The organism is Pseudarthrobacter sp. MOO14 (assembly GCF_058267675.1).
Map to the genome: position 1 here is coordinate 2,284,458 of NZ_CM177849.1, position 12,116 is coordinate 2,296,573.

The following is a 12,116-nucleotide window of genomic DNA, read 5'->3' on the forward strand; positions in this document are numbered from 1 at the left end:
AAATCGAAAATGGAGTACCATGCTGACCGCAGAAGAGACCCAGGACAAGGACCGCCCCCTCCGCGAGACCGTCCGGGACACCCTCCGCACCCGCATTTTCGAAGGGCACTACGCTCCCGGCACGCGGCTGGTGGAACGCGACCTCGCCGCAGAATTCTCCGTCTCCCGCCTGCCGGTCCGCGAAGCCCTCCGCATGCTCCGGCAGGAAGGCCTCATCAGCGACCGCGGGGCACGCGGGGCGGAAGTAAGCAGCCTCAGCCCCAAGGATGTTGAGGACCTCTTCGACGTCCGCCAGTCCCTCGAGGTGCTGGCCTGCCGGCTCGCCGCCCGCCGCGCCACCGCTGAGGACCTGTCCTACCTCAAGGGGCTGCTGGACAACGCAGAGGCTTTCCTTGCCAAGGGAGCGGTAATGGAAGCGCACCGCTCCAACAGCGAGTTCCACGACGCCATCACCGGGATTGCGGACAACAACTTCCTCAAATCGGCCCTGGAACCCCTGCAGGGCCGGATGCACTGGCTGTTCCGGCACGTCAGCGACCTGCCCGAACTGATCCGCGAACACCGGGAGCTCTACGCCGCCATTGCCAGCGGCGACCCCGACCGTGCGGCCGCCCAATCCGCCTCCCATATCGGAAAGTACCGGGAACAGTTCCCCGAGGACTTCCAGAAAACCGAACCAGAATTCCACCGGAAGAGAAAATGAAACTCCTGGTCATCAACCCCAACATCAGCGCCGACGTCACGGCCCTGATCGAATCCGAGGCCCTCCGCTCCGCCGCCCCCGGCACCGACCTGCTGGTGCGGACCGCCGGCCACGGCGTCGAATACATCGAAACCCGGTTCGAATCCCTCATCGCCGCCGGGGCCGTCGCCGAAATCGTCGCCGAGCACACCCGCCCCGGCGCGGACCCGGTTGACGCCATCGTGGTGGCAGCCTTTGGCGACCCCGGCATGCCCGCCTTGAAGGAATTGGCCGACGTCCCGGTCATCGGCATCACCGAGGCCGCACTCTGCGCGGCGGCGCTGCAGGGCCACCGCTTCTCCATCATCGCCATCTCGGACCGGATCAAGCCCTGGTACCGCGAGTGCGTCGAACGCTTTAGGCTCGCCGGCCGGCTGGCCTCCATCCGCTCCATCAACGACTCCCTCACCAGCATCGGCTCGGTCCAGCAGGACTTCAAGGAAACCCTGCTGGCACTCAGCCGGCAGGCCGTGGCGGAGGACGGCGCCGACGTCGTCATCCTCGCCGGCGCCCCGCTGGCAGGCCTCGCCCGCGAGCTCAAAGGACAGATCCCCGTTCCGGTGGTTGACGGCATCTCCGCCGGCATCCGCATGGCCGAAGCGGTGGCCGGGCTGCAGTCCGGACCGCACCGCGCGGGCGCCTTCGCCCCTCCCCCGGCGAAGGACCGCAAAGGCCTCTCCGGCACCCTGGACGCAACCCTTGCGGCCCGCCAGGAGCACGCCGGCGCGCCCCAGCCTGCCGCCTAAAGCCAGACGCCACCACACCCACAAGGAGGACACCGATGTCCCACCAGCCAGAACTCGTCATCGCCAACGCCACGATCGTCAACAGCCATGGCCGCCAGGGCGCCCACATCGTGGTGCAGGACGGCCGCATCGTCGCGCTCATCGACGTTGACCAGCCGGTCCCTGCCGCCGGCCGCACCATCGACGCCGCCGGCAAACTCGTCATCCCCGGCGGCGTTGACGGACACTGCCACGTCGCCCAGGTCACCGGACGCTTCCGCACCCTTGACGACTTCCGGACCACGTCCACCGCGGCACTCTGGGGCGGTACCACCACCATCATCGACTTCGGCATCCCCCGGGACGCCCAGGAAACCCCGCTCGCCGCCGCCCTGCACAAAAAGGAACTCGCCACCGAATCCCGGTGCGACGTCGCCCTCCACGGCGCGGTGGTCACCTGGGACGAAACCATCCCCTGGCAGCTCGAGCAGCTTGCCGCCGAGGGCGTCCGATCCGTGAAGATGTACACCACCAACCGCGGCACCACCATGGCCGACGGGGACACCATCCTGAAGGTCATGCGGGAACTGGTCCGGCTGGACGGCCTCGCCTACATCCATGCCGAACACGATCCCATCATCGCCGACTGCACCGAACAGCACGCCCAGGACGGCCGGATTGGGATCGAACACCTGCACCGGACGCGCCCCGAGCTGGCCGAGGAGATCTCGGTGAAGGAAACCCTGGCCATGGCCGAATACACCGGGGCGCCGGTCTACTTCGTCCACCAGTCCACGCCAGGGGCCGTGGACCTCGTCTCGGAGGCACGCGGGCGCGGGCTCCAGGCCTACTCCGAGACCTGCCCGCACTACGTCACCTTGGACGACACTGTCTACGCGTCCGCCTTTCCCGAATGGTTCGCCTGCTGCCCGCCCATGCGCAGCCCGGAAACCGTGACCGCGCTCAAGGAGCGGCTGGCGTCCGGGGCCATCCACACCATGTCCTCGGACCACTCCTGCTACGACCTGTCCCAGAAGCGCGAGCGCACCGATGACGTGCGCGCCATGCCGCACGGGCTGCCCGGCGTGGAGACCCGGATGCCGGTGACGTTCACCGCGATGACCTCCGCCGGCGCCTCCGTGGAGCAGTTCGTCGAGGCCTTCGCGGACGGCCCCGCCCGCATCAACGCGGTCCCCGGCAAAGGCCGCATCGCCGAGGGGTTCGACGCCGACCTGGTGGTTTTCGACCCCACCGAGGAACGCACGGTGGATGGCGCCGCCCTGCACATGGGGACCGATTTCTCGCCCTTCGACGGGAAGGCACTCACCGGCTGGCCCGCCGTCGTGGTTTCCAACGGCCGGGTGGTGCTGGACGCTGACGGCTTCCACGATCCCGGTCCCGCAGGCCGGTTCATCAACCGGAACGGCTTCCGCGAGCACCAGTCCCTTCCCGCCGCCGCGGCGCCTGCCGCCGCCCTCTAGGAGTTCCCATGCCTGCAACCACACGCCCCCGCCGGATCGGCATGATCGTGCCGTCCTCCAACACCTGCCTGGAGCCGCAGACCTACCGGATCCTCGGTGGCCGCAGCGACGTCACGGTCCACTTCACCCGCATTCCCGTCACCCGGATCGCCCTGGACGACTCCGCCAACCGCCAGTTCGACCCCGCCGTCATGCGGGAGGCCGCACGGCTGCTGGCGACGGCGGACGTGGACGTCATCGCCTGGAACGGCACCTCGGGGTCGTGGCTGGGTTCGGCGCACGACCGGGAGCTGGCGGCGGAAATTACCGAGGCCACGGGCATCCCGGCCACTACCTCCACGCTGGCCTACCTTGAGGCGTTCCGGGCCTTCGGCACCGAACGGATCGGCCTGTTCACGCCGTATACAGGCGATGTGAACCACCAGGTCATCGCCTCCTACGAGCGCGAGGGCATTAAAACCGTGGACCACCGGGCGCTCGGGCTCAGCGACAACGAGTCGTTCGCCAGGGTCACGGACGCGGAGATGCTGCCGGGATCGCGGGAACTCGCCGCCGCCGCGCCCGACGCCCTGGTGTACCTGTGCACCAACCTCTACGGCGCCAACATCACCGCCGAGATCGAGGAGAGCACCGGCGTTCCGGTCCTTGACTCCGTGGCGGTCACCCTCTGGCACGCCCTGAAACTGGCGGGGGCTCCGCTGTTGGAGCCGCGCTGGGGCAGGCTCCTGGCCTAGCCGGCGTGCCCCGCCGGGCGCTTACATCCGCAGGGTCAGGGCTCCAGGCTCGATGCTCATCAGCACGTGCTTGCCCTCACCCTCGTGGTCCCCGTCCAGTTGGTAGTCGTCCTTGTGCTCCAGGGTGATCTCAACCGTCTTGCCCTGGAAATACTCCACCGCCGTATCCCGGTTCCGGCCCTTGCCGATGATGCCGGCCAGCACGGACAGCCAGCCGAGCTTGCCGTGGTGGGGTGCCAGGACCGCGATGTCCAGCAGGCCGTCGTCGATCTTGGCGTCGGGGAAGATCTCCACGCCGCCCTGGACCTTGCCGCAGTTGCCCACCATCACGCTGCGCACGCCGCGGTGCATCACGGTCTTGCCGTCAATCGCCAAGGTGGCCTTCACGGGCTTTCCGGGCAGGTTCCGGATGCCGGCGTCCACGTAGGCCAGCCACCCCACCTTGTCCTTGAGGTCCTCGTTGGTGTCGCCCATGATGGTGGCGTCGTAGCCCAGGCCCGCCATGACCAGGAAGAGCTGGTCCTGGTCCGGATCGCTCCGCTTGGCGCGGACCACGTCGATCTTCCGTTCGGCGCCGGTCAGGGCGCCGGCCATGGCGCCGTCGTAATCGGTCACGTCCATGCCCAGGTTGCGTGCCAGCAGGTTCCCGGTCCCCAGGGGGAGCAGGCCCATGGGCGTATCACCGCCGGCCAGGACCTCGGCGACGCAGCGCACGGTACCGTCGCCGCCGGCCGCGATGACGAGGTCCGCCCCTTGAGCCAGGGCTTCCTTTGCCTGCCCGACGCCGGGGTCCTCCTTGGTGGTCTCCAGCCAGATGGGCTCGCCCCAGCCGTTCTCGACGCAGTGCTTGGCCACCAGGCCGCGCACATCGAAGTCCACCGGCTTGGCAGGATTGACAATGATGGCGGCACGTTTGGGCGAAGTGGAGCTGGTGTCAGTCATGGCGTCCTCTGGTGGGGTGGAAAGCAAGCAGGCTGTTGAGAGAAGAGTAACCCGAAGCGGCTGCAGTTCCGCGCCTACAATGCCTTGACGGCGCCCAGCACCTGGGCCAGGGACTCCTTGGCGTCGCCGAACAGCAGGGACGTCTGCGGCTCGAACAGGAGTTCATTCTCGATGCCGGCGAACCCCGGGCGCATGGAACGCTTCAGGAACACCACCTGCCGCGCTTCCGCCACCTCCAGGATGGGCATCCCGTAGATCGGCGACCCGGAGGATGTCTTGGCCGCCGGGTTGACCACGTCATTGGCACCCACCACCAGGGCGACGTCGGTGGTCTTGAACTCCGGGTTGATCTCGCCCATTTCCTTGAGCGATTCGTAGGGAACGTTGGCTTCCGCCAGCAGCACGTTCATGTGGCCGGGCATGCGGCCGGCCACCGGGTGGATGGCGAAGTCCACCTGGATGCCCCGGGCTTCCAGGGCCAGCGCCAGTTCGGCGGCGGTGTGCTGCCCCTGCGCCACGGCCAGGCCGTAGCCGGGAACAATGATCACGCGCTGGGCGTAGCCCAGCAGGACCGCCACGTCCTCCGGCGAGGAGGACCGGACCGGACGCTCGCTCACTGCCGTGGATCCCGCCGTCGACCCTCCGCGGAAGGCGCCAAACAGGATGCCCGCGACGCTCCGGCCCATGGCCGCCGCCATGGCGCGGGTGAGGATGGTGCCCGAGGCGCCCACCAGCGTGCCGGCCACCACCAGCAGGACGTTGCCGAGCACCACGCCGGACGCCGCGACGGCCAGGCCGGTGAAGGCGTTGAGCAGCGAGATGACGATGGGCACGTCCGCGCCGCCCACGGGCAGGACCAGCAGGACGCCCGCGGCCAGGCCCAGGACCAGCAGCAGGACCGCAAGGGGCAGCGACCCGGAAACGACGACGGCGACGCCGGAGGCCACCGCCGCCAGCAGCACCACCGACATCACCACGGGCAGCCCGTAGAACACCACGGGCCGGGTGGTCATCAGCTCCTGCAGCTTGGCGAACGTGATGCCCGAGCCGGCGAACGAAACGGCCCCCACCAGGAGCGTGAAAACGATGGCCACGCGGACCCACGGTTCCCCCGCATGGCCCAGCTCGAGGAGGGCCACCAGCGCGGCAGCGCCGCCCCCCACCCCGTTGAACAGGGCCACCAGCTGCGGCATCTGCGTCATCCTGACCCGCCGCGCCACGGGAGCGGCGACGGCGGAGCCCACCACGATCGCGCCCAGGATCCACGGGATGTTCTCGAGCCGGGCGGACAGGAAGACGGTCACGACGGCGATCACGGCACCCAGGGCGCCCACCAGGTTTCCGCGGCGGGCGGTGCGCGGCGAACTGAGTCCGCGCAGCGCCAGGATGAAGAAGACCGCTGCGGCCAGGTACAGCAGGGCGGTCCAGACGGGATCGAGGATGCTCATTTGCTGCCGCCCTTGGGTTGCCCGGCATCCTTTTTCGCATGGAACATGTGCAGCATCCGGTCCGTCACCACGAACCCGCCCACCAGGTTCGCGGTGGCGAGGACCACCGCGAGCAGTGCCACCGCCAAGACCCACGGGTTTGCCGCCTGGCCGGCCACGATGATGGCACCCACCAGGATGATCCCGTGGATGGCATTCGCGCCGGACATCAGCGGCGTGTGGAGGGTGCTGGAGACCTTGGACACCACCTCGAAGCCGACGAACACTGCCAGTACGGTAATGGTCAGCAGGGCTGTCCCGTCCATCAGAGTGCTCCGTCCTGCCGGGCCGTGGCGGCTGCGCCGGTCCGGGCGGCCAGCAGTGCGGCGGTGGGCTGGTGCCGCACCACGCCGTCGTGGGTCAGGCAGGCTCCGGCCACCACTTCGTCGTCGAAATCCAGGGCCAGCGCGCCGTCCCGCACCATCAGGGCCAGCAGGTTGGCCACGTTCTTGGCGTACAGGCGGGAGGCGTCGGACGCCATCGCGGAGGCCGGGTCCTTCAGGCCCACCAGGGTAATCTGCCCGGACCCGTCCGCGGTGGGGATGGGGATGTCCTGGCCGGGCACGGATCCCTCCACGTTTCCGCCGGACTCCGCGGCGAGGTCGACGACGACCGATCCGGGGCGCATGCCCTGCACCATCTCGCGGGTCACCAGGAGGGGCGCGGGACGGCCCGGGACGGCCGCCGTCGTGATCAAAACGTCCGATTGGGCGACGTGCGGGGCCAGCAGCTGGCGCTGCCTGGTGCCGGCATCGGAGCTCAGCTGCCGCGCGTAGCCGCCGGCCGCTTCCGCGGTTTCAAGGTCCAGCCGGATGAAGGTGCCGCCCATGGAAGCCACCTCGTCAGCGGAGGCGGGCCGGATGTCGTTGGCGAACACCCGCGCCCCCAGCCGCTTTGCCGTCCCGATGGCCTGCAGTCCCGCCACGCCCGCGCCGAGGACCAGGACGCGCGCCGGCGGGATGGTCCCGGCGGCGGTCATGTACAGCGGGAAGAACCGCGGCAGCCGGATGGCCGCTTCGAGCACGCAGCGGTAGCCGGCCACCAGCGCCTGCGAGGTCAGCGCATCCATGGACTGGGCCCGGGAAATGCGGGGCACCAGCTCCAGGGCGAAGGAGGTGACGCCGTTGTCCGCGAGCGCCTGCACCGTGGGCAGTTCGGACGACGGCGACCCGAGCCCCACAGCCACCGCTTCCCGTTTCAAGGCGGCAGCGGTGTCCGGGTCCAGCGGTCGGACGTGGGCCAGGATGTCGAGGGCGCCGTGGTCCAGTTCCGCGACGATCTCCGCGCCCGCCTGCCGGTAGTCATGGTCGGAGTGGCCCGCGGCCGTCCCGGCCCCGGTTTCGAGCAGGACGTCCAGGCCCATTCCGGTCAACTGCCTGACGGTGTCGGGGGTGGCGGCCACGCGCCGCTCGCCCTCCCGGCGTTCCCGCGGAATGCCCAGTTTCACCCGCTGCCTCCTCTTCCTGAAGGGCGTGGCAGCGGCTCTGCTGCACGCAGTTGGCTTGAGTCTAGAGCCCTGCGCGCCGCGGCGGGAGTAGGGTGGCCGGCTTGGATGGCAAACAGTTACCTCGCGGCAGCGCCCGCCGACCCGCCGTAATCCAGGGCGATCCGCCGCGTGGCTTCCAGCAACTCGGGGAGGACTGTCGCCTCGATGTCCTGGCCTGCGGCTCGGCGCGTCTGCATTCACCCCGCTGCGTGAACTCGGCAACCCGGTCGGGTAGACCCCGGACTGTCCGGACCCGCAGCGAAAAGTGAGGCCGACGACGGGACGCAGCTCCCGCCGTCGGCCTCACCTTTGCGGGCCGGACCCCCTACTGGCCGGCAGCACCGGTGGGCGCGGCGGTTGGCGCGGCAGCACCGTTGTTGCCGTTGCGGCGACCCTGGCCGGGCGTTTGGGTGCCGGGGGTGTCGCCGGCACCGGCCCCGGCACGCCCGTTGGTTCCCTGGAAGTTGCCCACGTTGGTCCGGCCGGCCCGGGCGCCGAGGTCAAGCTGCTTCTGCACCATCGAGCCGCCGAAGAATCCGGCCACCACCAGCAGAACGCAGACCAGGACTTTCGTGGTACGGCCTGGCGTGTACCGCTTCCTGGGAATGAAGGGTTCGTCGTCGGCGGGGACTTCCGCCGGCTGGTCCCGGAACGGCCCGTGGTCCTCGCCGGGGGCGGTCAGGGGAACGGGCAGCGCTTCGGTGGCTGCGTCGGTGTCCGGGGTGTATGGGCTGGAGCTGTTCACGGGTTTCCTATTCATAGCGGAGGGCATCGATGGGCCGCAGCTTCGCGGCCTTGTTGGCGGGGTAGACCCCAAAAACCAGTCCAATGACGGCTGACACCGCCAGGGACAGCCAGACTGTCCAGGCCTGCACCTCGGGCTGGACGCCGAGCACGGGGAACGCGCTGCCCGCGAAGCCGACGGCGATCCCGGCGACCCCGCCGATGACCGAAATCACCAGGGATTCGATCAGGAACTGCGTCACGATACTGCCCCGGGACGCGCCGATGGCCTTCCTGATGCCGATCTCCCGGGTCCGTTCCGTCACGGTGACCAGCATGATGTTCATGACGCCGATGCCGCCGACCAGGAGGCTGATGGCAGCCACCGCGCCCAGCAGGATGGTCAGTGTTTGGGTGGTGTTGGTGGCGGTGGTGAGTATCTGCGCCTGGTTGCGGACCTGGTAGTCCCGGTTGGTGGAGTCGACGTGGTGGCGGGCGTCCAGGATCATCTGGATCTCGTTTTGGGCTTGGTTCATGACGTCCGCGGAGGCCGCCTGCACCGTAATGGACGCGAGGGTGGGCGCATAGCCGGTGAACTTGTTCTGCGCGGCGGAGAACGGCACCACCACGATGTCGTCGGGATCGTTCAGGCCGGTGGACCCCTTGACCGCGAGCACGCCGGACACCGTGAAATTTTGGCCGTTCAGCTGGATGGTCTGGCCCACCGCGGAACCGGTGGTGGCGCCGAAGAGATCACTGGCCACCGTATTTCCGATGACGGCCACCGGGTTCCCTGCCTGCTGGTCGGCTTCGGTGAAGGACGCCCCGGACGCCATGGCGCTGTTGGTGATATCGAAGTACGAGGACGTGGTCCCGAGGAAGCTGGCAACGGAGTGGGTGGCGCTGGTGTACGTTGCCGTGACGCCCTGCGCCTGGACGATCGGCGCCGTGCGGGCCACATCGGGGGCCAGGACTGCATCCGTGAGGGCGTGCTCGTCCTCGAGGGTGAGGTTGGTGCTGCGTGTACGGCTTGCCCCGGCCTGGCCGCCGGTGCTGCGGCCGCCCACGCTGGTGGACCGGCTGACGGTGAGGACGTTGGTGCCCAGCTTGCCGATCTGGGCTTTGATGTTGTTGCTTGTCCCCGCACCGACCGCGAGCAGGATGATGACGGCGGCGATGCCGATCAGGATCCCCAGCGTGGTGAGGACGGAACGCATTTTGTTGGCGGCCACCCCGGAGAGGGCGAAGCGCGCCGATTCGAGGAGGTTCACGGCGCCACCGCGAAGGTTCCCGCGGGCACCGGCTGCTGCCTGACATCGGAGACGATCCGGCCGTCCTGCATACGCACCACCCTGCCGGCCCGCTCGGCGACATCCATTTCGTGCGTGATCATCACGATGGTCCGCCCGCTGGCGTGCAGGTTCCCGAAAAGGTCCAGGATCTCGGCCGAGGACCGCGAGTCCAGCGCCCCCGTGGGCTCATCGGCCAGCAGGAGGACGGGGTTGGTCACCAAGGCCCTCGCAATGGCCACGCGCTGCTGCTGGCCGCCGGAGAGCTGCGACGGCTTGTGGCCGGCGCGGCTGGACAACCCCACGGTATCGAGCATGGCCAGTGCGCGGCTGCGCCGCTCGTGGCGTCCCACCTTGGCGTAGGCGAGCGGCATGGCCACATTGTCCACCGCCCGGGTCCTGGAGATCAGGTTGAAGTTCTGGAACACGAAGCCGATCTTGCGGTTGCGGATCTGGGCCTGCTGGTACTCGTCCAGTTCCCGGGTATTGATGCCGTCCAGGTGGTAGCTTCCGGTGCTGGGCGCGTCGAGGCAGCCGATGATGTTCATCATCGTGGACTTCCCGGAACCCGAGGCTCCGATGATGGCCACGAAGTCGCCCCGCTCGATCGCGATGTCCACGGCGTCCAGCGCGCGCACCTCTGCCTCACCCTTGCCGTAGACCTTGCTGACGCCGGACAGTTCGATGACGGCTGCCACGGTCACTGGCCGCCGTTCCGGGTGCCGCCGCCGCGGGTGCCCGCGCCGCCCAGGCCGCCGGCGCCGAATCCGCCTCCGGTGGAGGTGCTGCCGCTGTCAAGCGTGCCGGAAATAGCCGGAAGCTCCACCTGATCCCCGTCGGCCAGACCGGTCAGGACCTGGGTGCGCCCGTTGGCGCTGATCCCGGTGGTGACCGTCACCGGCGTCGGGGTGCCGTTCTTGAGGACGTTGACCGTTTGCCGGTTCCCCGTGGTGGTGATGGCGAGGCTGGGCACCACCAGGGCGTCGTCGGCCGTGGCGGTGGTGACCGAAATGTTGGCGCTCTGGCCCAGGCGCAGTCCGGCAGGCGGGTTGGCGATGGAGACCGTCACCGGATAGGTGACCACGCCGTTGGTGGTGCTTGAAGTCTGGGCTATGGAAACCACCTTGCCGGTGACCGGTGGGGCGGCAGGATCCTGGGCCAGGGCGGGGAAGGTGAACTGGGCCGTCTGGTCCGGCTTCATGCTGGTGACATCAGACTCGGAGAACCCGGCCACCACCTGCAGGTGGCCGGTGTCGCTGATGGTGACCAGGCCACTGCCGGAGCTTGACCCGGCGGAGGACGCTGCCCCGGAGGACGCGGACGTGGCCGCTCCGGTGCCCCCGCTGGCGGCGGACCCTGACGACGCTGCCGGGGACCCCGAGGAGGATCCCGTCAGCGCACCGGCCGTTGCGGTGACCGACGTGACGGTTCCGGTCACCGGCGAGGTCAGGTTGCACGCGGCGAGGTTCGCTTTGTCCGTCTCGACGGCGAGCTGGGCACTGGTGACATTGGTCCCCCCTGCCGAGGCCGCCGCGTTTTGGGCATTGCCCAGGGCAGTGGTGGCGGAGGCAACCTGCTGCTTGTCCTTGAGCTGTGTGGAGGCGGCTTGGTTCTGCGCCTGGGTCAGCGCGGCCTGGTCCTTGGCCAGCTGGTTCTGGGCCGCCGCCACAGGGTCCGTCCAGTTGGCAGGCTTCGGGGTGGGGGCGGGCACTGCCTGGGAGGCGGTCACGGCAGCGTTGTCGGCATCCACGGCTTTCTGGGCCGCGGCCACCGCAGCGGACTGCTGGGAGGAGTCCAGGCCGGCGGACTGCTGGGCGTTCACCAGGCTCTGGTTCGCCGATGCCACCTGCCCGGCGGCGGATACCTGCTGCTGGTTGGCCTGTGCCGTCACCGAATCCAGCTGGGCTTGGGCCGCGTTCAGGGCGTTCTGGGCGTTGGCGGGATCAATGGACACGAGCAACTGCCCGGCAGTCACCTGCTGGCCCAATGTCGCTGCCACCGATTGGATCACGCCGCTGCAGTTCTGGGCGCTGACCACCGTGGTGGTTTGCGGGGCGACATTACCCGAGGCTGTGGCCACCGAAGAAATGGCCGCCTTGCCCACCGTTACCGTGCGCGCGGCCGCCGACGGGGTGGTGGAGCCAGCCGCCGTGGCCGTGAGGTAGGTGCCTGCGCCGAGGGCGAGAATGACGGCGCCCAGGCCCAGGTTGATAACAAGGGATTTTGAGGTCATGGCTGGACCTTAAAAGGGGCACCTGAAGAAATGCCGTGAAAATGGTGGGAGCGGGGCGCTGGGGACCTTTTGTGTCGTCCCGCTCCGGGAGCGGCTGTGTGAGAATAGGCGGGATTTACACATCACACATTTTGGGGGACCCATGTCAGAGCGCGCAGATTTCGATTCCACACCGTCCGGCCGGGAGGGTGGGCATGGAGCTCGCCTACCGCAGTACGGCCAGACATCTTCCGACGCGTGGGTACCTCCTGCGGAGCATTTTCAGCCCCCGCTC

12 protein-coding genes are annotated in these 12,116 nt (G+C 68.9%); 4 read left to right on the top strand and 8 right to left on the bottom strand.

What is annotated here, in order from left to right; all coding sequences use genetic code 11:
• The first annotated feature begins 19 nt into the window (after positions 1 to 19).
• From AC4EEV_RS10685 to AC4EEV_RS10700, 4 genes are read left to right on the top strand one after another with little or no spacing between them, the layout of a single operon-like run.
• Complete coding sequence (locus AC4EEV_RS10685) at positions 20 to 703, top strand: GntR family transcriptional regulator (protein ID WP_491328925.1); 684 nt, start codon at positions 20 to 22, stop codon at positions 701 to 703.
• Positions 700 to 1,488, top strand: a complete 789-nt coding sequence (locus AC4EEV_RS10690) for an aspartate/glutamate racemase family protein (RefSeq protein ID WP_491328926.1) — start codon at positions 700 to 702, stop codon at positions 1,486 to 1,488. The genes AC4EEV_RS10685 and AC4EEV_RS10690 overlap by 4 nt, the downstream gene beginning before the upstream one ends.
• Positions 1,489 to 1,523: 35 nt before the next feature.
• A complete protein-coding gene (locus AC4EEV_RS10695; protein ID WP_491328927.1) occupies positions 1,524 to 2,948 on the top strand; it encodes an amidohydrolase family protein in 1,425 nt (474 codons plus the stop codon).
• Between the two features lie 8 nt (positions 2,949 to 2,956).
• On the top strand, positions 2,957 to 3,682 hold the full coding sequence (locus tag AC4EEV_RS10700; protein ID WP_461839571.1) for a maleate cis-trans isomerase family protein: 726 nt from the start codon (positions 2,957 to 2,959) through the stop codon (positions 3,680 to 3,682).
• Between the two features lie 21 nt (positions 3,683 to 3,703).
• Here the strand turns inward: AC4EEV_RS10700 and AC4EEV_RS10705 are convergent, their stop codons facing one another.
• The 8 genes from AC4EEV_RS10705 to AC4EEV_RS10740 form a co-directional block, all read right to left on the bottom strand.
• The gene (locus AC4EEV_RS10705; protein WP_018762917.1) at positions 3,704 to 4,624 is read right to left on the bottom strand and encodes a diacylglycerol/lipid kinase family protein; all 921 of its coding nucleotides are present in this window, start codon (positions 4,622 to 4,624) and stop codon (positions 3,704 to 3,706) included.
• A gap of 74 nt (positions 4,625 to 4,698) precedes the next feature.
• On the bottom strand, positions 4,699 to 6,072 hold the full coding sequence (locus AC4EEV_RS10710; protein WP_018762916.1) for an NAD(P)(+) transhydrogenase (Re/Si-specific) subunit beta: 1,374 nt from the start codon (positions 6,070 to 6,072) through the stop codon (positions 4,699 to 4,701).
• Positions 6,069 to 6,377 carry an NAD(P) transhydrogenase subunit alpha part 2 gene (locus AC4EEV_RS10715; protein ID WP_491328928.1) on the bottom strand — a complete coding sequence of 103 codons (309 nt, stop codon included), beginning with the start codon at positions 6,375 to 6,377 and terminating at the stop codon, positions 6,069 to 6,071. Before AC4EEV_RS10715 ends, AC4EEV_RS10710 begins: the two co-directional genes overlap by 4 nt.
• Complete coding sequence (locus tag AC4EEV_RS10720) at positions 6,377 to 7,558, bottom strand: Re/Si-specific NAD(P)(+) transhydrogenase subunit alpha (protein WP_491328929.1); 1,182 nt, start codon at positions 7,556 to 7,558, stop codon at positions 6,377 to 6,379. Before AC4EEV_RS10720 ends, AC4EEV_RS10715 begins: the two co-directional genes overlap by 1 nt.
• Before the next feature lie 364 nt (positions 7,559 to 7,922).
• Positions 7,923 to 8,342: a hypothetical protein gene (locus AC4EEV_RS10725; RefSeq protein WP_018762912.1), complete on the bottom strand. Its 420-nt coding sequence runs from the start codon at positions 8,340 to 8,342 to the stop codon at positions 7,923 to 7,925.
• 7 nt (positions 8,343 to 8,349) lie between these two features.
• Positions 8,350 to 9,591 carry an ABC transporter permease gene (locus AC4EEV_RS10730; protein WP_285246436.1) on the bottom strand — a complete coding sequence of 414 codons (1,242 nt, stop codon included), beginning with the start codon at positions 9,589 to 9,591 and terminating at the stop codon, positions 8,350 to 8,352.
• Positions 9,588 to 10,313, bottom strand: coding sequence for an ABC transporter ATP-binding protein (locus AC4EEV_RS10735; RefSeq protein WP_018762910.1), 726 nt, complete (start codon positions 10,311 to 10,313; stop codon positions 9,588 to 9,590). Before AC4EEV_RS10735 ends, AC4EEV_RS10730 begins: the two co-directional genes overlap by 4 nt.
• Positions 10,310 to 11,842, bottom strand: coding sequence for an efflux RND transporter periplasmic adaptor subunit (locus AC4EEV_RS10740; RefSeq protein WP_491328930.1), 1,533 nt, complete (start codon positions 11,840 to 11,842; stop codon positions 10,310 to 10,312). The genes AC4EEV_RS10735 and AC4EEV_RS10740 overlap by 4 nt, the downstream gene beginning before the upstream one ends.
• Positions 11,843 to 12,116: the final 274 nt, after the last annotated feature.

Bases quoted from the DNA above. Each gene is read 5' to 3' on its own strand.
- AC4EEV_RS10740 (WP_491328930.1), bottom strand. From the start codon at position 11,842: ATGACCTCAAAATCCCTTGTTATCAACCTGGGCCTGGGCGCCGTCATT.
- AC4EEV_RS10705 (WP_018762917.1), bottom strand. From the start codon at position 4,624: ATGACTGACACCAGCTCCACTTCGCCCAAACGTGCCGCCATCATTGTC.
- AC4EEV_RS10695 (WP_491328927.1), top strand. From the start codon at position 1,524: ATGTCCCACCAGCCAGAACTCGTCATCGCCAACGCCACGATCGTCAAC.
- AC4EEV_RS10710 (WP_018762916.1), bottom strand. From the start codon at position 6,072: ATGAGCATCCTCGATCCCGTCTGGACCGCCCTGCTGTACCTGGCCGCA.
- AC4EEV_RS10715 (WP_491328928.1), bottom strand. From the start codon at position 6,377: ATGGACGGGACAGCCCTGCTGACCATTACCGTACTGGCAGTGTTCGTC.
- AC4EEV_RS10685 (WP_491328925.1), top strand. From the start codon at position 20: ATGCTGACCGCAGAAGAGACCCAGGACAAGGACCGCCCCCTCCGCGAG.
- AC4EEV_RS10690 (WP_491328926.1), top strand. From the start codon at position 700: ATGAAACTCCTGGTCATCAACCCCAACATCAGCGCCGACGTCACGGCC.
- AC4EEV_RS10700 (WP_461839571.1), top strand. From the start codon at position 2,957: ATGCCTGCAACCACACGCCCCCGCCGGATCGGCATGATCGTGCCGTCC.